General features: G+C 62.7%; 16 protein-coding genes and 3 pseudogenes. 12 read left to right on the forward strand and 7 right to left on the reverse strand.

What is annotated here, in order from left to right; translation table 11 throughout:
- Positions 1-4: 4 nt before the first annotated feature.
- Positions 5-3,378, reverse strand: a pseudogene (locus C3F36_RS04475) (AAA family ATPase).
- A 110-nt stretch (positions 3,379-3,488) separates the two neighbouring features.
- On the opposite strand from C3F36_RS04475, the gene cysZ reads away from it, so the two are divergent.
- Together cysZ and C3F36_RS04485 are read left to right on the forward strand one after the other, a co-directional pair.
- Positions 3,489-4,253 carry a sulfate transporter CysZ gene (gene cysZ, locus C3F36_RS04480; RefSeq protein ID WP_010673447.1) on the forward strand — a complete coding sequence of 255 codons (765 nt, stop codon included), beginning with the start codon at positions 3,489-3,491 and terminating at the stop codon, positions 4,251-4,253.
- Between the two features lie 135 nt (positions 4,254-4,388).
- A complete protein-coding gene (locus tag C3F36_RS04485; protein ID WP_104454568.1) occupies positions 4,389-5,003 on the forward strand; it encodes a trimeric intracellular cation channel family protein in 615 nt (204 codons plus the stop codon).
- Positions 5,004-5,097: 94 nt separating this feature from the next.
- Here C3F36_RS04485 and C3F36_RS04490 read toward each other — a convergent pair whose 3' ends face one another.
- The 4 genes from C3F36_RS04490 to C3F36_RS04505 form a co-directional block, all read right to left on the reverse strand.
- A complete protein-coding gene (locus C3F36_RS04490; RefSeq protein WP_010673445.1) occupies positions 5,098-5,349 on the reverse strand; it encodes a hypothetical protein in 252 nt (83 codons plus the stop codon).
- Positions 5,350-5,452: 103 nt separating this feature from the next.
- Positions 5,453-5,998 (reverse strand): DUF882 domain-containing protein, encoded by a 546-nt coding sequence (locus tag C3F36_RS04495; protein WP_039039271.1) that lies wholly within the window; start codon positions 5,996-5,998, stop codon positions 5,453-5,455.
- Between the two features lie 148 nt (positions 5,999-6,146).
- Positions 6,147-7,628, reverse strand: a complete 1,482-nt coding sequence (locus tag C3F36_RS04500) for a L,D-transpeptidase family protein (RefSeq protein ID WP_052814335.1) — start codon at positions 7,626-7,628, stop codon at positions 6,147-6,149.
- Between the two features lie 91 nt (positions 7,629-7,719).
- Positions 7,720-8,487 (reverse strand): substrate-binding periplasmic protein, encoded by a 768-nt coding sequence (locus C3F36_RS04505; RefSeq protein WP_052814336.1) that lies wholly within the window; start codon positions 8,485-8,487, stop codon positions 7,720-7,722.
- 309 nt (positions 8,488-8,796) lie between these two features.
- On the opposite strand from C3F36_RS04505, the gene C3F36_RS04510 reads away from it, so the two are divergent.
- From C3F36_RS04510 to C3F36_RS04530, 5 genes are all read left to right on the forward strand, one after another.
- Positions 8,797-9,342 (forward strand): hypothetical protein, encoded by a 546-nt coding sequence (locus C3F36_RS04510; RefSeq protein ID WP_104454569.1) that lies wholly within the window; start codon positions 8,797-8,799, stop codon positions 9,340-9,342.
- Between the two features lie 57 nt (positions 9,343-9,399).
- Positions 9,400-10,458: a glycosyltransferase family 2 protein gene (locus C3F36_RS04515; RefSeq protein ID WP_041213382.1), complete on the forward strand. Its 1,059-nt coding sequence runs from the start codon at positions 9,400-9,402 to the stop codon at positions 10,456-10,458.
- Positions 10,455-10,826, forward strand: coding sequence for a GtrA family protein (locus C3F36_RS04520; protein ID WP_010673439.1), 372 nt, complete (start codon positions 10,455-10,457; stop codon positions 10,824-10,826). The genes C3F36_RS04515 and C3F36_RS04520 overlap by 4 nt, the downstream gene beginning before the upstream one ends.
- Positions 10,826-11,992 (forward strand): membrane protein, encoded by a 1,167-nt coding sequence (locus C3F36_RS04525; protein ID WP_029313951.1) that lies wholly within the window; start codon positions 10,826-10,828, stop codon positions 11,990-11,992. The genes C3F36_RS04520 and C3F36_RS04525 overlap by 1 nt, the downstream gene beginning before the upstream one ends.
- A 207-nt stretch (positions 11,993-12,199) precedes the next feature.
- Positions 12,200-14,323, forward strand: a complete 2,124-nt coding sequence (locus C3F36_RS04530) for an alpha-amylase (RefSeq protein WP_104454570.1) — start codon at positions 12,200-12,202, stop codon at positions 14,321-14,323.
- Positions 14,324-14,387: 64 nt separating this feature from the next.
- On the opposite strand, the gene C3F36_RS04535 is transcribed toward C3F36_RS04530, so the two are convergent.
- Positions 14,388-15,014 (reverse strand): glutathione S-transferase, encoded by a 627-nt coding sequence (locus tag C3F36_RS04535; protein WP_104454571.1) that lies wholly within the window; start codon positions 15,012-15,014, stop codon positions 14,388-14,390.
- Between the two features lie 158 nt (positions 15,015-15,172).
- On the opposite strand from C3F36_RS04535, the gene C3F36_RS04540 reads away from it, so the two are divergent.
- The 5 genes and pseudogenes from C3F36_RS04540 (at position 15,173) to C3F36_RS04565 (ending at position 18,989) form a co-directional block, all read left to right on the forward strand.
- On the forward strand, positions 15,173-15,817 hold the full coding sequence (locus tag C3F36_RS04540) for a response regulator transcription factor (RefSeq protein WP_041214700.1): 645 nt from the start codon (positions 15,173-15,175) through the stop codon (positions 15,815-15,817).
- Between the two features lie 118 nt (positions 15,818-15,935).
- Positions 15,936-16,039, forward strand: a pseudogene (locus tag C3F36_RS24150) (DNA-binding response regulator); the annotation flags it as partial.
- 160 nt (positions 16,040-16,199) lie between these two features.
- Positions 16,200-16,781, forward strand: coding sequence for a TetR/AcrR family transcriptional regulator (locus C3F36_RS04555; RefSeq protein WP_104454572.1), 582 nt, complete (start codon positions 16,200-16,202; stop codon positions 16,779-16,781).
- A 72-nt stretch (positions 16,782-16,853) separates the two neighbouring features.
- Positions 16,854-17,711, forward strand: coding sequence for an alpha/beta hydrolase (locus C3F36_RS04560; protein ID WP_048208776.1), 858 nt, complete (start codon positions 16,854-16,856; stop codon positions 17,709-17,711).
- A gap of 117 nt (positions 17,712-17,828) precedes the next feature.
- A complete protein-coding gene (locus C3F36_RS04565; protein ID WP_010673432.1) occupies positions 17,829-18,989 on the forward strand; it encodes a patatin-like phospholipase family protein in 1,161 nt (386 codons plus the stop codon).
- A 27-nt stretch (positions 18,990-19,016) separates the two neighbouring features.
- Here the strand turns inward: C3F36_RS04565 and C3F36_RS04570 are convergent.
- Positions 19,017-20,968: pseudogene (locus C3F36_RS04570) on the reverse strand (cation:proton antiporter domain-containing protein).
- Between the last annotated feature and the right edge of the window lie 95 nt (positions 20,969-21,063).

Raw genomic sequence — 21,063 nt, forward strand, 5'->3', positions numbered from 1 at the left:
CTTTCTAGTTTTGCTCAGCCAAAGCGACGGCTTCACCGATATCGACCGACACTATGCGCGAAACCCCGGGCTCTTGCATCGTGACGCCAACCAGCTGCTCGGCCATCTCCATGGAGACCTTATTATGACTGATGTAAACGAACTGTACTGTGCTCGACATCTCTTTGACAAGAGAACAGAAGCGACCGACGTTCACTTCATCGAGCGGTGCATCCACCTCATCCAGCAGACAAAATGGTGCTGGATTGAGTCTGAAGATGGCAAAAACCAGCGCAAGGGCGGTTAGCGCCTTCTCCCCCCCGGAAAGCAGGGCAATGGTAGCATTCTTCTTGCCCGGAGGTCTTGCCATGATGCTCACTCCGGCCTCCAAAAGATCATCCGAGGTCAGCTCAAGCCAGGCACTGCCCCCCCGAACACTTTTGGGAACAGGGATTTTAAATCTTCATTGACCTTATCGAAAGTGTCGCGGAAGCGTATTTGTGTTTCTTTATCAATTCTTTTAATGGCTTGGCTCAAGGTGTCGAGGGCCTGCTCCAGATCCTGGCACTGATTTTCCAAGTAGCTTGAACGGGTTTTCGCCTCCTCATACTCCTCCAGTGCCGCCAGGTTGATGGCGCCAAGCGCCTCCACCTGCGCCTCCAGAGTCTGGATCTCCTGGCGCAGCTTGCCGCGATCAGCGGCAATCAGCACCACCTGATCGAGGTCCACCAGGCGCACGCCCAACTCTTCGAACTGCTCGTGCAGTCCCTGCCTGCGCGTCAGGTTGCGCTCGCGCTCGAGCCGCAGGGTCGCCAGCTTCTCCTGAATTTTCACCAGCTGCTTGTGAGCGGCGCTTCTGGCCTGCTCCAGCTCGGTCAGCTGACGATCCAGCTCTGCGAGCCGCTGGTGACAGGCCAGTTGCTGCGCCTCAAGATTGCGCTGTTCGACCAGCAGGGGCGACAGATCCTGACTCGGAGCGGCCCCTGGCTCCTTGAGTTCCGCCAGCTCCAGGCCGAGACGGGCCAGCTCCTGCTCGCGCAGCGTGATGAGCTGGCGCTGGTTCTGCTGCTCCAGTTGCAACCGCTGGCAGGCCGCCTGCTGCTGCTCCCGGCGAAGGCGCGCTTCTTCCAGCGCCCGCTCCGCCCCGCTCACCTGCTCCTGGGCGAGCAGCAGCGCCTCGGCGAATACCTCCCCCTGCTCCTGCTGCTCGCCAAGGGCTGCTTCATCCTGCTCAAGCCGCTCCCCGGCCGACACCAGCCGCTGCGCCTCCTCAGCCTGCTCCTTGTCGAGCCGGGCCAGCTCTTCCCCCAGCTGGCCCAGGCGCTGCAAGCGCTCCTGGCGCTGCCCCTCGCGCAGACTCCAGGCTTCGCGCAGTTGCTGCCACCGCAGCTCCTGCTCGCGCAGGGTGTGCTGAGCCAGCTCATGGGCACTGTGCAGCTGGGCCCGCGCTGCATCGGCGGCGGCAAGCTGCTCGTCGAGTCTGTGCAGCACCTCCCGACCCGCGGCCAGCTCGGTGTGCAGCCGCTCACGCTCACCGAGCAGCGCCAGCGTACCGAGGGCCATGCCCTCCCCCAGATCCGCCCAGTTGGGGCCGAACCAGTCGCCGGCGGGAGTGAGCAGCGACTCACCGGCAGAGAGGCTGTGCAGGCGGGACAGCGCCTCCTCCCTGCTCTCTGCCAGCCAGATGGCATTGAGGAAAGCCGGAATGTGCTCGCCCCCCAGTTGCGCCGCCAGGGTACCGGCCCTGGCTGGCTGGGCCGGGCCAATCCAGAGTCCGGGTTGCGCCAGGTTGCACTCGTCCGCCGGGATTGCGGTGAGCCAGCGGCCGAGCACCTTGTCCAGCCCCCGGGCCCACTCGGGGGGAACCTGCAACCGATCCGCCAGGGTCGCGCCCGCCATCTGCTCCCCCAGGATCTGATCCAGGGTGGCGAGGCGCGCCTCCAGCTCGCGCAGCAGGCCCTGCTGGCGACCCTGCTCTGCCTTGAGCTCTTCATGGCGCGACACACCGGCCTGCCACGCTGCATCGGCTTCCTCATGGCGGGCGCGGGAGAGCGAGAGTTCCGCCGCCAGGGCATCGAGGGCCGGTTGCAGGTTCTCCCCCTCCCCGCCAAGGGGCCCGGCCTGTTCGTCTTCCAGCTTGAGGCGGGCAAGCCGGGTCTTGGCCTGCAGCTCCTGCAGGCCATTCACCTCGGCGCGGGTCTGGTTGAGCCGCCCCTGCAACTGGCCCAGCTGCTGCTGCCACTGCTGCTGACGCTGGCGCGCCTGCTCGAGCCGATCGCCCGCTACCGCACGCACGCTCTGCTGGTCGGTGAGCAACTGCTCACACTGCTCGAGGCGCGCCGACGCCACCTCCCCCTGCAACGTGCTGTCGCCCAGTTGCTCCAGCTGGCCGGCCAACTGGGCCTTGAGACCGTCGATACGCTCGCCGAGGGACTGCCGCCTCGCCTGCCAGTCGCGGCCAAGCTCGCTCTGGTGCAATTGCTGCTGCTCGAGGCGGGCGATGGCTTGCCCGCCGAGGAAAATCTGCTGCTGGCGGCTCGCCTGCTCGGCCTGCGCCTCCTGGCGGGCCACCGACAGAGTGACGTGGCGTCCTTCGTCTGCGGTGCGCTTGGCATCGAGGGCCGCCAGCGCCTGTTCAGTCTGGGCCAGTTCGGTCTTGGCTTCGCCAAGACGCGTCTCCAGCGCCCACAGTTCCGAGCCGATCAGCTCCGCACGAGCGGCACGTGATCGACTCTTGAGCTGCTTGTAGCGCTCGGCGGTTTCGGCCTGGGCCTTGAGATGTTCGAGGCGCGAGCCCAGTTCGCCACGGATGTCGCCAAGGCGTTCCAGGTTCTCCTGGGTATGGCGGATGCGCTGCTCGGTCTCCCGGCGCCGCTCCTTGTAGCGGGAGACCCCGGCGGCCTCTTCCATGAACAGCTTGAGATCGGCGGGGCGGGACTCCACCAGCCGGCTGACGGTGCCCTGTTCGATGATGGCGTAACTGCGGGGCCCAAGGCCGGTGCCGAGGAAGAGGTCGGTCACATCCTTGCGGCGGCACTTCTGGCCGTTGATCTGGTAGTGATTGGAGCCGTCGCGCAGCACTTCGCGGCGCACCGAGATCTCGGTAAAGCGGCCGAACTCGCCGGGTACCCGGTTGTGGGGATTGTCGAACACCAGCTCCACCGAGGCGCGGCCATGGGCGCTGCGGTTGATGGAGCCGTTGAAGATGACGTCGGTCATGTTCTCGCCGCGCAGATGGCGGGCGGAGCTCTCCCCCAGCACCCAGCGCACGGCGTCGATGACGTTGGATTTGCCGCAGCCGTTGGGGCCCACCACGGCGGTCATGTCGGCGTTGAGTTCGATGCGGGTCGGCTCGACAAACGACTTGAAACCGGCGAGTTTGATCAATTTCAGACGCATGGCGGCCTATGTGGGTAACGAAATAAAGAGGAGGCGGGCAGGCGACTTTACCAAATCAAAGGCTTGTTTGTAATATGCTGGCACTTTCCCCATTCACTGATGGAGCTCACATGAGCCAATCACCCCACATGGTCAAAGATTCGGTCAGCGGTGCAGACTACTTCCTGCGCGGGTTCTCACTCATCCGCCAACCCGGCATCCGCACCTTCGTGCTGATCCCCCTGCTGGTCAACTTCGTGCTCTTTGCCGGTGCCTTCTACGCCCTGTTGCTACAACTGGACGGCCTGTTCGCCTGGCTGCACCAGCAGATCCCGAGCTGGCTCTCCTGGCTTGATTACCTGCTCTGGCCCATCGCCCTCATCACCATACTGGTGGTCTTCTCCTTCATCTTCAGCTCGGTGGCCAACTGGATAGCCGCCCCTTTCAACGGCCTGCTGGCAGAGAAGGTGGAACAGATCCTCACCGGTGAAGCCATGAATGACACCGGCATGCTGGATGTGGTGAAAGATGTGCCCCGTACCTTCGGCCGCGAATGGACCAAGCTGAAATACTATCTGCCCAAGGCCATCGGCTGCCTGATCCTCTTCCTGATCCCGGTAGTAGGCCAGACCCTGGCACCCGTGCTCTGGTTCCTGCTCAGCGCCTGGATGATGGCGATCCAGTATGTCGATTATCCGTTCGACAACCACAAGATCGGCTTCATCACCATGCGCGACGCCCTCAAGCAACGTCGTGGAAAGTGCCTGAGCTTCGGCGCCCTGGTGACCCTCTTCTCCGCCATCCCGGTGGTGAATCTCTTCGTGATGCCGGTGGCCATCTGTGGCGCCACCGCCATGTGGGTAGACCAATACCGCAGCGAGCAACTTGGACGCTGAACCGCGTCATCATGATCAAAAGAGGGGGTGAAAGCCCCCTTTTTCATTACTTAATCTAATGCATAACCAAGATAGCTTGTCGCCCCAGCGCAGGGTTGTTAGGATGCGGGCCTTTCTCGCACCCTGGGATATCTCATGTTACATGCACTCTTCTTGCTCGGCCTGGTGGCCGAAGGGATGACTGGCGCGCTGGCAGCGGGTCGGCGACGGATGGATCTGTTTGGCGTCGTGATCATCGCCTCGGCGACGGCCATCGGTGGCGGTACCATTCGGGATGTGCTGCTGGGCCACTATCCCCTGCTCTGGGTCGAGCACCCCGAATACGTGCTGCTGGTGGCGGGCGCCGCCATGGCCGGGGTCATCTCGGCCCCGCTGATGCGCTACCTTGGCAAGCTGTTCCTGGCGCTCGATGCCCTGGGGCTCGTGGTCTTCTCCATCTTCGGGGCTGCCCGGGCGCTCGAGATGGGCCACGGGGCCGGCATCGCCTGCATCATGGCCGTGGTGACCGGCGTGTTCGGGGGGGTGCTGCGGGACTTGCTGTGCCAGCGTATCCCGCTGGTGTTCAAGCGCGAGCTCTATGCCGCCGTCTCGCTGCTCACCGCCGCGCTCTACTGCTTTGCGCTGCACCATGGGCTGCCCAACGACTGGGCCGCTTTCGGTGCCATCGGCATCGGCTTCGTGCTGCGGCTCCTGGCGGTACGCTTCAAGTGGGGACTGCCCACCTTCAACTATCAGTACGCCACCCATTGAACGCGCCAGTTCCTGGCAATATCGCACGGATAACGCCCAACAAAAAAGCGCCATACGGCGCTTTTTTGTTGGGCGTCAGCAAGAGAGGAAAGGGTCAGTTGATCCCTTCCGAGCTGAAGAAGGTCGCCTTGTCGGCGATGAAACGCACCTTGATGTTCTTGCCTTCCCCTCCCCAGACACAGCTCGTGGTGCCGAGAGCATCGTCGCAACGCTCGGCCTTGCCGAGGATGGCGCTCGCTTCGGCATAGCTCATCCCGACTTTCAGCTTGTCGTAGCTCTCGCGGTTGAGCTTGCCGCAACCAGTCAACAACAGGGCGATGAGCCCACCGATCACAATCTGCTTCATCTTTCTCTCCTCTGGCTGGAGTCCAGAGCCTAGCAGCTTGGGCCCCCTCAATGCCAGCGACAACAAGATACAATCGGCACTCAAGCTTTGAGACGATCCCGACTTACCAGCTGCGAACGGGGCCCGTATCCAGGTGCACGAAGTTGTCGGAAGGGTAATAACCCACACCGCCCACCTTGAGGTTCAGAGCGGCCTTGCGCAAGTGTGCCAGTTGCACGCCGGGGATGCGCACGTCAACCGCCTGCCCCAGGGTGTGGTAGCTGTGCTTGGCGACGCCGCGACTCTTGCGCCGCTTCTGCTGATTGGTGGCCGGGGAGCGATAACCCGAGATGAGCTGGATTTCGCCGTGGCGTCCCAGCTTGTGTTGCAGCAGAAAGAGCTGATCGAACAGCTTTCTGTCGATGTTGAACACTTCGTTGCGACGGTAGTCACGGAAAATATGGTTGAGCTCCGCCAGCCCGTCGCTCAAATAGTGGCCATCTTCCCAATAACTGGCGCGTACCCGCTCGCCGGTATTGAGGTTGAAGAAACTCAGTTCCCGTCCCGAAGTGCTGCGGCTCGCCAGCGCAGGGAACGACAGCAGGCTGGTCCCCATCAGGCAACCCGCCCCCAGCAGCAGACGGCGTCGGCTTATCTCTTGTCCCAGCATCCGTTGTCCGTCCATCTCATGGTGAAGTCACACAGGTGAATGAATTTGATACAAGGGCCGAAACTACCTGCCAGAAAAAGCGCTGTCAAACCCCATTCACCCATGAAAAAGCCCGGCACGGGCCGGGCTTGTCACTCTGTGGCGAGGATCACAGCAAGCGGCTTTGATAGCTGACTCTGTCGAATCCGTAGATATCGTTGCGCAGTTGCTGACGTCCCTCTTCATCAATCCAGCTGCTCCAGTAGACGGTAAACACCGGGATAGGGTTGCTCAGGGGCAGCCACTTGGTCTGGGTCTCTTTCAGGATGCTGGCTACCTTGTCCGGCTGATAGCGGGAGTCCGCCAGCAGCAGCTCTGCCAGATCGTCGGCGTGTTCCACCCGGATGCAACCCGAGCTGAAGGCACGGGCCCCCTGCTCGAACAGCGCCTTGCGCGGGGTGGAGTGGAGATAGATGGCATCGTTGTTAGGCAGATAGAACTTGTAGCGACCCAGGGCATTGTGATCCCCCGGCTTTTGCCGCAACCGGTAAGGGAAACCGGAGGCCAGCGCATGGTGCCAGCCATCTTCGCTGAACTGCACCGGATTGCCCTCGCCGTCGATCACCTCGAACTGTTCGCGATCCAGGTAGGCAGGATCGCGCCCGAGCTTGGGCAGAATGTCCTTGCTCAGGATGGAGCGCGGCACGTGCCAGGCCGGGTTCAGCACGATGGAGCGGATCTCGCTGGCGAGGATGGGGGTTGCCCGCTGCTCCTTGCCGACGATGACCCGACTAGTGAAGACCTCGCTGCCCGACTCCACCACGCTCAGGCGGTAGTCCGGAATGTTGACCAGCACATAGCGACCGGCAAGGTGATCCACCAGATCACGGCGCCACAGGTTGCGAACCAGCAGGCTGGCGCGCACCTCGGGGCCGGTATTGAGCCAGCTGCGGGTCTGACGGCCGATGATGCCGTCGGCGGTCAGGCCGTGGCGGCGCTGGAACTGCTTGATGGCCTGTTCGGTCTCGGGATCGTAGAGGCTGTCCTGGTGAGTCGGGGCACTGTCCCCCAGTTCGTTCAGGATGGAGCGGATCTGGCCGAGCTCGGTCGAGCTCTCCCCCGCCCTCAGGGTCGGCATGGAGAGGATGGGCCAGTGCTTGGCCATGGGCATGGCCAGCAGCTTGCGCACTTCTTCGCGCACGGCGTCGTATTCCGCCACCTGTGGCCTGAGTTGCCTGACCTGCTCCAGCAGATTGTCTCCCTGGGGAGCATGGGCCAGGGGGCGGTTCAGATCCAGCTTGAGGGTCTGCATCTGTTCGCGCGCGACCAGATCCATCCCTCGCCAGGCCTGCTGGAACCGGGCCAGCTTGCCAAAGGCCTCATCGTAGAGGGCACCGCGCCGATCCGCCGGGGTCTTTTGCAACTGCTGCCAGAGGCGGTAGAAATCCGGATGCAGCTGGGCCAACACCGCTTCCTGCAACTGCTGTTCAAGCTCATGACGAGCCTGCTCGGCCACCTCGTTCTGATACCAGTCATGCTGGATGCTGGGACTGGCCACTACCGCCTGTTCCGTGCTGGCATGAACCATGCTGGCCGGCCAGCAGCCCAGCCAGATGAGATTCGCCAATGCCAACCAATACTTCTTACCCATGCTTCTTACCACGCTTGCCTCAAATCGGTTCATTTCGGCCTGTCAGGCGCGACGGTCAGGACCCCATGATGCGTGAATGCCGACGACTTTGCTAGCGGACGGAGGTGTAACGACGCCAGATGAGTTCCTGCTCCCCGCTGTCGCCGACGGCCACTATCGCCTCGTTGAACCGCGCTACGAATTCCCCGGACAGGGTCTTCTTGCTCAACATGAAAAAGGTGGGCGTCTCATGGATCGCCATGGTGTGGGGGACGACCGCATCCGACAGCCCCTCTCTCTTCAGACCCCAGGGCGTGGCCAGACTATCCCCGAGAAAACCGTCTATCCGCCCAAGCAGCAGCTTGCGATAGTTTTGCACATCGTTGACCTCGCTCACCTGGTTGCGGTATCGCTGCAGAACCTTGGTGATTTCCGGGCCGTAATAGTAGTCCCTGGTCACACCGAGGCGATGCCCGTGGGCCAGCCAGCTCGCCAGATCCGACTCCTCCCCGGTACCGGATTTGCGTACCCAGAGCGATGTCCGGCCCGGGTTGTAGGGGATGGAGAACCAGGCATAACGCGCCCTGTCATCGGCAAAATACGCCTCCATCACGATGTCCAGCCGACCCCGCTCAAGATCGTGCAACCCCCGCTTCCAGGGACGCTCCACATAGACCAGATGACAACCCAGCCGATTCGACACGGCATTGAGGTAGTCGACCGCAAATCCACGCAGTTCCCGACGTGCTCCCTCTTGCTGGTAATAGTGGTATGGGGGCCAGTCATCGAAACCGACGCGAAGGGGGGAGGAGCAGAACGATTGCGCCCACAACGGTTGGAGGGGCAGACAGCAGAGCACACACAGAGAGAAGAGTCTCATGGGTCATCCTTGACAACGGGACAGGCCATCTTAATTCTGCCCGGGTGAAATGGCGACAGATCCTGCCACAACAAAGCACAATATCAGCCGTTTGCCTGATGCGCCCCAGGTGGCGGCAGACAGGTTGGCGCCGAAAAAGCCACAATCAAGAAGAGGAAGCAAACGACCCCAAAGCCCCTTGGTAAGCAGGGTGATTGAGGGTTAATATGTGAGCAAATATATTTTTGTGATCCACTATGCTTTTTTTGCAATTGGATTAGCATATGCGCGAAATCTGCCTATCAATCTGTCGGGCGTCGAGTGAGTAATATGACCTACAAAAAGTTCGGTTTTCTGGCTGCCATCCTGGCACTGAGCGGTTTCTACCTTTATACCCTCTATCTGGCCGCTCACCCCAACGTGAGCCTGGCTTACAAGCTCTATTACCTGGAAGGCAAGACCCGTTTCTGGGAGCACAACTCCAGCATGACCCTCCAGCCTGGCAACGAACTCAACCTGACCAAGCCGAGCCGCTTCCTCTCAAGCGAAGGCTGGGCCAAGAAGCCCAGCGAGCAAGGCACCGAGCTGAGCGGTCAGGGCGGTCTCTATTTCGTGCTGCCCAAGCAGCAGGCCCAGCCGGAGCAGCTCACCATCCAGGCCAGGATCAACAGCCCTCAGGCTGGCACCCTGCTCAAGGTGGCGCTGGGTCATGATTTCACCACCACGGTCAAGCTGGCCAAGGCGGGCATCAACGAGATCCGCCTCAGCCTGCCGGGCGACTCCCTGACCGCCGATCCCAAGCGTCCCAACTTCCTGGCGCTCTCCGCCCCGACACCGCTCAACGTCCAGTCCGTGCGACTGACCGTGGCTCAGTGAAGCGGAATGCCCCAAGTATCTGTTCCGTAAAATAATTCTTTCAATAAGGAAGTTCCCATGTCCCGTGCCGATTTTCGACTCTCTCTGGTCGTTCCCGTTTACAACGAGGAAGAGAGCATAGACGCCTTCATCAGCGCGATAGATACCGAACTGGCCCCGCTCAAAGACCAGCTTGAAATCGTGTTCGTCAACGATGGCAGCCGTGACCGCACCCGTGAGGTGGTCGAGCAGGCCATCGCCCGGGATCCCCGTGTGACCCTGGTCAACCTGGCCCGCAACTTCGGCAAGGAAGCGGCCATGACCGCCGGCCTGCACCAGGCCAAGGGCGACGCCATCGTCCCCATGGACGTGGACCTGCAGGATCCCCCCTCTCTCATTCTGGAGTTCGTCAAGCTGTGGCAGACCGGCGACTATGACACCGTCTACGGCATCCGGGTGGATCGCAGCGCCGATACCCCGATGAAACGCCTGACTGCCGGTGGCTTCTACCGCTTCTTCAACGCCCTCTCCACCAGCACCAAGCTGCCGGAGAACGCCGGTGACTTCCGCCTCATCGATCGCAAGGTGGTCGAGGCCATCAAGCAGTTGCCGGAGCGCAACCGCTTCATGAAGGGGCTGTTCGCCTGGGCCGGTTTTCGCGCCGTCGGCGTTCCCTACGAGCGCCCGGCCCGCCATGCCGGCGAAACCAAGTTCAACTACTGGAAGCTGTGGAACTTCGCCCTTGACGGCCTGATGAGCTTCTCCAGCTGGCCGCTGCGGGTGTGGAGCTACATCGGGGTCGGTGTCTCCTTCATCGCCTTCCTCTATATCCTCAAGATCATCACCCAGGTGCTCTTCTTCGGCATCGACGTGCCCGGTTACGCCTCCCTGATGTCGGTCATGCTGTTCCTCGGCGGCATCCAGCTGCTGTCGCTGGGCATCATCGGCGAGTACATCGGCCGCATGTTCGTCGAGGTGAAACAGCGCCCCGTCTACCTCATCGAAGGGGTCTACGGCCAGTACGCCAAGCAGGATGAAGAGCAGAAGCAGGAAGTGCCCACCGCCAGCAAGAAGAGCGCTGGCAAGAAGGCCGCCGCGAAAGCCGCTGATGATCAGCAGGAGCAGGCGTCTCAATGATCTCCCGCGAGGAATTCTGGCGGCTGGTTCGCTTCGGTTTTGTCGGCGGGGGGGCCACCCTCGTCGATCTGGGTACCTCCATCGCCCTGTTTCATACCTGGCCGGCCATCTCCGAGCACCTGGTCACGACCCTGGCCTTTGCCGTGGCGTTCTGGTTCTCGTTCTTCGGCCATCGCTACATCACCTTCCAGAAACAAGGTGCCGCCAGCAAGTTCCTGCTGGTTGCCCTCTTCTCGCTGGCGGTGCGTAACCTCATCCTGAGCGGTTTGCTGTTTGCCGGTCTCTCCGGCCTGTTGCCGGTGGTGATCGCCACCCTGACCGTCACCGTGCTCACCTACGTTCTCTCCCGTATCTGGGTTTTTGCCTGATGAATGATATGACCAATACCGCCCCGTCAACCGGGGCTGCACTCCCCTATCGCCCGTCACTGCGCATCAGCGGCCGCGACTGGCTGATGATCGTCGCCGCCTTCGTGCTGAGCCGGGTGGCGCTCTATGGCATGGGCTATTTCGGCGTCCAGCTCTATGGCGCCACCGACATCGGGCCGCTGCAAGCCTACTGCCAGTTCGACTGCGTCTGGTTCCAGCGCATCATCGAGAATGGCTACGACCTCTATCCACGCTGGTTGAGCAAGGGCAATGCGGCGAACTGGGCCTTCATGCCCCTCTATCCCATGCTGGCCGGCGGTCTCTCCAGCCTGTTTGACATGGAGAGCCTCATCGGCCTGATGCTGGTGGCCAACATCGCCTTCTTCATCAGCTTGCCCCTGATGCTGCTGGTGCTGCGCCAGCTCAAGCTGGGGGACGACACAGCCCGCTTCGGGGTCTGGCTGCTGGCCTTCTCCCCCTTCTCCGCCTATTTCGTCTCCGGCTATACCGAGCCCATGTTCATGGCGCTGATGCTGGGAATGTTCCTGTTCGCCTACCGCGAACAGTGGCTCATGGTCGCCTTCCTCGGCATCTTCATCTCCGCCACCCGCAACCTGGGGGTGATGATGGTGTTCCCGGTGCTGATCCTGGCCCTGCAGGCCTACGGCTGGCGCGAGTTCTTCCGCTTCACCGAGCGGGCCTTCAAGGTGGTGTTCACCCTCTGGCTCATTCCCCTCGGCCTCTTCTCCTACATGGTCTATCTCTATCACCTCACCGGGGATGCCCTGGCCTTCAAGCACATCCAGGTGGCCTGGGGCCGCTATATGGACAGCCCCCTGGACTGGTGGCTGAGCGGCTTCGAGCTGGGGGGGCGCAAGGCCTATCTCTCCATCATGGTGATCTTCGGCTGGTGCCTGAATGGCTACCTGTTCAGCCAGAAACGCTGGGCCGAAGCAACCCTGATGTTCATCTGCTGCACCATCCCCCTGATGACCGGACTCAACGCCATGCCCCGCTACATGTTCGGCCTCTATCCGACCCTGCTGGCCATCGTGCTGCTGGCCCATCGCTGGCCTGCCATCCGCCCTGCGGTGCTCTGCATCAGCGGCATGGTTGCCTCCTTCATCGCGGTGGCCTTCGTCAACTTCAAGTTCTTCACTGTGTGACGCCACCCCGAATGCCTACAAGCCGGTCAACTGACCGGCTTTTTTCATGGCCGCGACACCCGGTTCACACTTTTCCATTCTTGAAAACGTAACCATTTGAACTGACGTCACAAATCGGTATTTTACCGGTCCAAGCCTGCCCCAGCGCGCCCTAGAATGAGTGCCTCAACGGATCCTGCTCCTCACACTCTGCTCAAGGAATGGCTTATGCGTCTCTCTTCGCGCCCCGCTCTTCGCCCATCACCCCTGTGGCTGGCCGTGCTCGCCACACCGCTGTTCATCGGTCAGGCGATGGCCGCCCCCGAGGTCTATCTCCATGTGGATGGCAAACCGGTAGCCGAGGCGCTGACGCTGGACAAGGGCACCGTCACCCTGACCCACAGACTGGACAAGGGGAGCCACCAGATCCGCATCAGCGATGCGGGCAACAGCTGCGGCACCAGCTTCGGGCCAACCGAGGCCAAGCCCCTTCCCTTCGGCACCGCCCAGCCCATGGACAAGTGCAGCAAGGGGACAGACTTCAATCTGAGGGTGATGCTGGCGGGGGACTACGAGTTCACCTTCAACCCCGATACCCCCAGCCTCAAGGTGTTGCGGGCAACCAAAAAGAGCGAGTTCAAACGCCAGCCTCCGGAAGAGCCCTGCATCAGCTGGGATGGCGGCCCGGTCACGACATCACTCAAGGGAGTCTGGCCCGACGGCACACGGTTGCGGGATGCCTACTCGGGACAGGAAGCCGTGGTCAAGGGCGGCAAGATCACCCTGACACCGAGCAAGGAGAGCGGCGGCCTGCTGCTGCTCGAGCCGGTCAAGGCCGCCAAGCCTGCTCCCTTCAGCTGGGATCAGGCGAGCGTCTATTTTCTGCTGACCGACCGCTTCCACAACGGCGATCCTGCCAATGATCACAGCTTCGGTCGTCAGAAGGATGGTCAGGACGAAGTGGCCACCTGGCATGGCGGTGACTTCAAGGGGCTGACCGAGAAGCTCGACTACATCAAGCAACTCGGCATCAACGCCATCTGGATCACCCCCATGGTGGAACAGGTCCACGGCTTCATCGGCGGTGGCGAACAGGGGAACTTCCCCTTCTACGCCTACCACGGCTACTGGGCGCTCGACTTCACCAAAATCGACCCCAACTACGGCGACGAAGAGAGCCTGAAAACCCTGGTGGACGAGGCCCACAAGCGCGGCATGCGGATCATCCTCGACGTGGTGATGAACCACGCAGGCTACGCCACCCTCGCCGACTTGCAGGATCTGGGGCTCACCGATCTCACCCAGAACACCGGCAAGCTGCCGAGTCGCTGGAACGAATGGCGCCCAAGCGGCGGCCTCAACTGGCATGGCTACAACCAGTTCATCAACTACCAGTCATCCCACTGGGACAAGTGGTGGGGCCCTGACTGGGTGCGCGCAGGCCTGCCCGGCTACCCGCAACCCGGCACCGACGACGTCACCGGCTCGGTGGCGGGACTGCCGGACTTCCTGACCGAATCCACCAGATCGGTGGGGCTGCCACCGCTGCTCGCTGCCAAAAAAGACACCAGGGCCAAGGCCCTGCCCAACGCCACCGTGAGCGATTACCTCATTGCCTGGCACACCGACTGGGTGCGCCGCTTCGGCATCGACGGCTTCCGTGCCGACACCGTCAAGCACCTGGAGCCCGCGGTCTGGGCCAGGCTCAAGCAGGCGGGCACCGACGCGCTCAAGGAGTGGAAGGCCGCCAACCCGGGCAAGGCCCTCGATGACCTTCCCTTCTACATGGTGGGCGAGGTGTGGGATCACGGGGTCGCCAAGGACTTCTGGTACCAGCACGGCTTCGATTCCCTGATCAACTTCGACTACCAGCGTGAATTCGCCCTGCCCCAGGCCCAGTGCATGGCAGGGGCAGAGCCCACCTATGCGAGCTATGCCAGCCGCATCAACCAGGATCCCGAGTTCAACGTGCTGAGCTACATCAGCTCCCACGACACCAAGCTCTTCTTCGGCGACTACCAGGACGTGGCGCTGCAACGGCGGGTGGCCAACAGCTTCATGCTGCTGCCGGGGGGCATCCAGATCTACTATGGCGACGAGTCCGGTCGGGGGCTGGCCAAGGATGGCGGCGTGTTCGATCAGAGCGTGCGCTCGGACATGAACTGGCAGGAGCTGGCGAGTGGCGAGAAGGCGGAGCTGGTCAAGCACTGGCAACGGCTCGGCCAATTCCGTGCCGCCCACCCTGCCATCGCGGCGGGCAGCCACAAGAAGATTTCCGATGCCCCCTACGGCTTCGTGCGGGAGAAAGGAGAAGACAAAGTGGTCGTGGTCTTCGCGGGTCGGCAGAAATAGCGACCTGGCCTGAATAAAAAGGGGGAGCCGATGGCTCCCCTTTTTTGTCTTGCCGACGCCCGCATCAATCAGGCTGGCGGGCCGCCTTTGGCCACTGCAACCTCGCCCTGAGCAGGGTTTCCTGCCACAGGGGCCAGGCCAGCAAGGCCTGCTGATAGGCGCCAGCCTGACCGGGCAGCGAAATGCCATAGCTTGCCAGTCGATAGGCCATCACCGCATAGAAGGCATCCAGAATGCTCGCCTCGTCGAAATAGAAGGGCCCCCGCGCCTGGGACCAGAGGGTCTGCAACCGGGCCAGCTCGTCGATGACCTCCACCGGCGGTTCACTCTGGGTGGGCGCCCCCAGGAAGAAGGGCAGCAGGGTGCGGATCTGGCGAAAACCGGCGTGCAGCTCGGCGCACAGGCTGCGGGCCAGGGCCCGTTCGGCCTTGTCCACCGGATAAAGGTGGCGCTCCGGGCAGCACTCGTGGAGATATTCGGCGATGGCCAGCGAGTCGTGAATACGCAGCTCACCGTCGTCGAGCCAGGGCACCAGGCCGGCGGGGGCCGTGCGCTTGAGCCGTTGCAGCTCCTTGGCATCTTCCAGATCGAAGACCTGCTCCTGCCACTTGAGCCCGCTCATGGCCAGCACCAGCGCCGTTCTCATTGCCCAGGTGGAGCCCGTGCCCACCGTCAAAACCAGGGATCCCATCGATTGCCTCCTGCATGGGTTGTTTACTGGCCATCCCGCCGGCCCCGTGGCACGACATCCGATGACCACCTCACATTTGCGTACTGGCGGGTTTGACCCACTTGGGTAGCAGTGCTAGTTTGATTTTTCAAAACAATCAGTTAGCAACAATGTGAGCTATGGACAGCCAATTTACCATCGTCATCGCAGATGACCACCCCCTGTTTCGGGGCGCCCTCTATCAAGCGGTGCACATGGCCATCGACGACGCCAGATTGCTGGAGGCTGACTCCATCGACAGCCTGAGCCACCTGCTCGATGAACATCCCGACGTCGACCTGCTGCTGCTGGATCTCAAGATGCCGGGGGCCAACGGCTTCGAAGGGCTGGCCTATCTGCGCGGACATCACCCGGATCTCCCCATCGTCGTGGTCTCGGCCTCCGAGGATCCCGCCATCATCCAGCAGGTGCTGCGCCTGGGCGCGCTCGGCTTCATTCCCAAATCCGTTCCCATGAAAGAGCTGGTCAGCGCCCTCAATACGGTGATCGGGGGGGACAACTGGGTGCCCGAGGGGATCTCCCTCCATCCCGAGCCCGGCGAAGGGCCCGATTTCGCCACCAAGCTGGCCAGCCTCACCCCCCAGCAATACAAGGTGCTCATCATGTTGCGGGATGGCAGCCTCAACAAACAGATCGCCTGGGAGCTCAACGTTTCCGAGGCGACCATCAAGGCCCATATCACCGCGATTTTCCGCAAACTCGGGGTCAAGAACCGCACCCAGGCGGTCATCGCCCTCCAGCAGATGGATATCAAGGACAGTTGAGCCCCTTGTCACCATCAGAGCCCATATCACTCCGCCTTCCGCAAACTTGGGGTCAAAAACCGCACCCAGGAGGTCATCGCCCTCCAGCAGATGGATATCAAGGACAGTTGAGCCCCTTGCCACCATCAGAGCCCATATCACTCCGCCTTCCGCAAACTCGGGGTCAAGCACCGCACCCAGGCAGTCATCGCCCTGCAGCAAATGGGCATCAAGGACGACTGAGCTCGTCCCCGGCTGGCTCGTATCGAGCCAGCCACAACCGCCCCCCAAAAGACTCTCTGGCCCCCCCGTGGCAGCCGGAAACGGCCTCCCTGCACCATTTGCGGCTCGACAATTAGCACGGTCGTACTTTATGCTGCCAGCCCAGAGAGAGGAGAGCCGGATGAGCAAGGGACGTCTGACCCGCGACACCATTTTGCAGACTGCATTCGAGCAGGCGAGCCAGCAGGGGCTGGAGAGCCTCACCATAGGCTCCCTCGCAACGGCCTGCGAGATGTCAAAAAGCGGTCTGTTCGCCCACTTCCAGTCCCGTGACAACCTACAGATCGCCGTACTCACCCATTCCGCCAAGGTATTTCGTGAGCGGGTGATCCAGCCGGTGCGCCAACAGGGACACGCCACCCAGCAGGAGAAACTACTCGCCCTGTTGCAGGCCTGGCTGGCCTGGAACCAGAGTTTTGCCGGCCGCTGCATGTTCCTCGATGCCTGGACCTCCGCCCAGGAGGGTGAGGTCCAGCAGGCGGCACGCGAGCTGGTCCGTTTCTGGCTCGACTACCTTACACGCCAGGTAGTGCAGGGGCAGGCCAGAGGGGAGTGGCGCAGCGATCTCGACCCTTGGCGCGCCGTCTATCGCCTCTACGGCCTCTATCTCGGGGATCAGGTGTTCCATGCCCTGGGGCTCAGCGAGGATCCGGCCCGCCACTTCTGGCCCGAGGTGGAACAATTGCTGACCAGCTGGCGCTGACCCGACGGGCTCTTCCTTTTAAAAACTCGCAAAAAAGCACGACCGTTCGCACACAAAAGACACAGGATGACCATGAGCAGCAAGATCTACTTCAACACACGCCGCTTCAGCCCGAGCAAGTTGCTGCTGGGCCTCGGCACCCGCCTGCATCACGTGCTCGCGCCCACCCACGCCAAGCGCACCGCCAGCAAGCTGCTGCTCACCCCGCAGCGGGCGACCCGGGACGTCGCAGCCCCGGCCGGCCTGGTCGAGCAGGCCATCCACACCAGTGAAGGGACCCTGATGAGCTACCGGCTCGGCCAGGGGCCGGTCTGGCTGCTGATGCACGGCTGGTCAGGCAGTGCCAGCCAGTTCTATCCGCTGATGAGCCACATCGCCGCCCAGGGCTATACGGCCCTCGCCTACGATCACCCCGCCCACGGCCGGAGTGAAGGGAACAGGGGCCACCTGCCCCGCTTCGTGCGCGCTTTCGACGAGATCCTCGAGCGGGTCGGCCCCGTCCAGGGCGTCGTCACCCACAGCATGGGGGGCGCCGTCACCCTCAGCAGCCGTCACCCTGCCATGGATGCGCTGCCGCTGCTGCTCATCTCCCCGGTGCTCGACTACGTGCCCCAGCTCTACGGCATGGTGGCGCGCTCCGGCTACTCCATCCGGCTGTTCGATGCGGTGGTCAAGGAGATAGAACACGAATACCAGCACCCGCTCAGCACGGTTGACCCCCTTGGCCGGCTAGCCCGGCGCAGCGGCGCCGCCCTCATCGTTCACGATGAGGAAGACCGCTTCGCCCCCCACCGGGACTCCCTGCGCGCGGCCCAGGATGGCCGCACCCGGCTGGTGAGCACCCGGGGGCTCGGCCATGGCCGTATTCTGGCAAGCCCTCCAGCCTTCGCCGCCTTCGATCAACTGAGCCAGACGCCTTTGGCAAACTGAAAATGAAACGGGCCGCAAAAATTGAGCGTGCGGCCCATTTTTATCCGGTATACAACGTCTTATAGTTGAATTGCGCGGTGGCAACCCGCCCTGGCGATCACGATAAGGCGCACCCTCATGGCCAGACCCAATACTGCTCTTCTGCTGACTGGTGGTGGTGCCCGCGCCGCCTATCAGGTCGGCGCACTCAAGGCGGTGGCCGAACTCTACCCCCGCAACATCGGCATCCCCTTCCCCATTTTGTGCGGCACCTCGGCGGGGGCTCTCAACATCACGGCGCTGGCGTGCTACGCCTCCTGTTTCCATCTGGGGGTGCGCAAGCTGGAGTGGGTCTGGCGACGTTTCGAGACCCACCACATCTTCGACTTCCACCCCTGCCAACTGCTGTGGCGCACCCTCTATCAGGGCTCGGCCGGCCTCATCACCCCCCAGAGCAACCGCGCCTTTCACCTGTTTGACAACGCCCCCCTGCGCCGTCTGCTGGATCAGCTCATCGACTATCACCGCATCGATGACAACATCCTCTACGGCAGCCTGGAGGCCATCGCCATCACGGCCTCCGACTACGATGACGGCCTCTCCACTACCTTCTTCCAGGGGCGGGCCGAACATCAGCCCTGGGAGCGCGCCAGACGACGTGGCCTGCGTACCCTGCTCACCTCGGATCATCTGCTGGCCTCGTCGGCGCTGCCCTTTGTCTTTCCCGCCACCCCCATCGGCGATCGCGTCTACGGGGATGGCTCCATCCACCAGCTGAGCCCGCTCAGTCCCGCCATCCACCTGGGGGCGGAGCGGATCCTGCTGGTGACCCTGGACTCCCCTCACAGGGAGAACCCGACTCCCCGCCAGGGGCACCTGACCAGCTCCAACATCGCGAGCCATCTGCTCAACACCGTCTTCTCCGACACCCTCAATTCGGATCTGGAGCGGCTCGGGCGCATCAACCAGACCCTTTCCCTCATTCCGGCACGGGAGCGCAGTCGGCTGAAACTGCGCCAGGTGGAGACCTGCGTGATCCGCCCCAGCCAGGATCTCGACCTCATCGCCCTCGAATACCTCCCACGGTTGCCGACCCAGCTGCGCCGTCTGCTGCGAGTGCTCGGGGTCAACGGCGAAGAGAGCAGCAGCCTGGCCAGCTTCCTGATGTTTGACCCCGGCTATTGCCAGCGGCTCATCAAGCTGGGATACCAGGACGCGCTGGATCACCGCCAACGCATCGAGGCCTTCCTCGACCTGCCGGGCAGCGGGAGGCAGCAGCAGTTTCGCGAAGAGGCCTGAGGGGCCTTATCCCATGGCAAGGAGATCCTAGCGTCCCTCCAGCAGGCGCTGCTCGGCCTGTTCCATGGCCACGGCCGTGCCGAAAAGTACCAGGGTATCTCCCGCCGCCAGCACCAGCTCGCGCCTGGGATCCAAGCTGCGCTCCCCGCGATGAATCGCCTTGATGCGCACCTCTCCCAGGGCGAGATCCCGTACCCTGTGTCCCACCGCCCAGGCCTGGTCGTGCAGCAGCACGGGATGCAGCCGCTCGAGCAGTTGATCCGTCTCCAGATTGCCCGCACTCTTGCCGCCCCAGTAGAAACCGTGCAGAAAGCGATACTGGCTGCTGCGCTCGTGCTCCATGCGCCGGATCACCCGGCCGATGGGAATGTCGCAGTTGAGCAGCAGGTGGGAGACCAGCATCAGGGCTCCCTCCTGGGATTCGGGGATCACCTCGAAGGCGCCGGCCTGCTTGTAGTGTTCGAGGAAACTGTCATCCCCGGTACGCACCAGCACCTTGCTCTCCCCCGCCAGCTCCCGGATCAGCATCAGCATGGCATCGACCCGCTTGCGATCGTCGAAGGTGATGATCACCAGCCGCGCCCGCAGCAGACCGGCCGCCAGCAGGATGTCGCGCCGACTGGCATCGCCGAACGCCACCTGTTCCCCCGCCAGCTTGGCCTCGCTCACCCGCTCGGGATCGAGATCCAGGGCCAGGAAGGGGATCTCTTCGAACTTGAGAAAGCGGGCACAGGTTTGGCCGGTGCGTCCGAACCCGGCGATGATGACGTGCTAGTGTTTGCTCAGGCCCGACTGAGCCACCTCGGCGCGAGAGAGCAGGGCACTGTCGGTGAGGGAGTGGGCAAGCCCCAGCGCCCGCAACACCAGCCAGGGGGTGAGGGCGATGGAGATGACACCGATGCCGATGAGCAGAGAGACCAGCTGGTGATCCAGCAAGCCGTGATGACTCGCCAGCGCCAGCAGCACAAAACCGAACTCCCCGACCTGGCTCAACATGATGCCGGCGGCCATGGCGTCGCGCTTGCGCTCCCCCATCAGGCGGCCCGCCAGCAATATGAGCAGCGACTTGCACAGGATGAGCCCCGTCACACAGGCCAGCACCTGCCACCAGGCGTCCGCCACCAGCGCCCAGTCCATGGTCATGCCGATGGTAATGAAGAAGAGCCCCATAACACGTCGCGAAACGGCTTGATGTCCACCTCGAGCTGATGACGATAGTGGGACTCCCCCAGCATCATGCCCGCCAGAAAGGCACCGAGCGCCATGGAGAGCCCCATCCACTGGGTCAGGGAGGCCGCCAGCAATGCCACCAGCAGGGCACTCAGTACGAAGAGTTCATCTGAACGTGCGCGCGCCACCTCGAAAAACAGCATGGGCAGCAGCCACTTCCCCACCGCCAGCAGCACGAAGAGCGCAAACAACCCCTTGAGGGAGGCCCAGGCGACCTCCGCCAGCAGGGCGCTGCCCTGCACCTCGGGCTGGGCCAGGATGGGGATCATCACCAGCAGGGGCACCACGGCAAGATCCTGGAACAGCAGCACGCTCACCCCGAGCTGGGCTCGCCGGGTATGGAGCTGCTTGAGCTCTCCGAGCTGCTTGATCACCACGGCGGTGGAGGAGAGCGCCAGGGTGCCTGACACCACCAGCGCCTGGGCCAGACTCAGCCCCCACCACCAGCCGAGCCCGAAAAACAGCAGTGAGGTGAGCAGCACCTGCAGGCTGCCGACCCCCAGCACCAGCTTGCGCATGGCGAGCAGACGCGGCAGGGAGAACTCGAGCCCGAGGGAGAACATCAGGAACACGATGCCAAGCTCCCCTATGGTCTGCATCATGGCCTGACCCGTGACGATGGCCACGCCATGGGGGCCGAGCAGCATGCCGGCAAACAGATAGGCAAGGATCACCGGCTGGCCGAGGCGCCGGAAAATGGCCACCAGCACAACGGCGAAGATCAGCAGGATCAACACATCGGCGTACACCCATCCCTCTCCTTCATCTGCCCGGCACCCTCTTCCCTGCAAGCACAGCGCCCGCTCCCCATATGGCACGCCACTCGCTCAGCGGCAGGGATTTC

This window comes from Aeromonas sp. ASNIH2 (genome assembly GCF_002934795.1).
In the GTDB taxonomy this organism is placed as follows: Bacteria; Pseudomonadota; Gammaproteobacteria; order Enterobacterales; family Aeromonadaceae; genus Aeromonas; species Aeromonas caviae.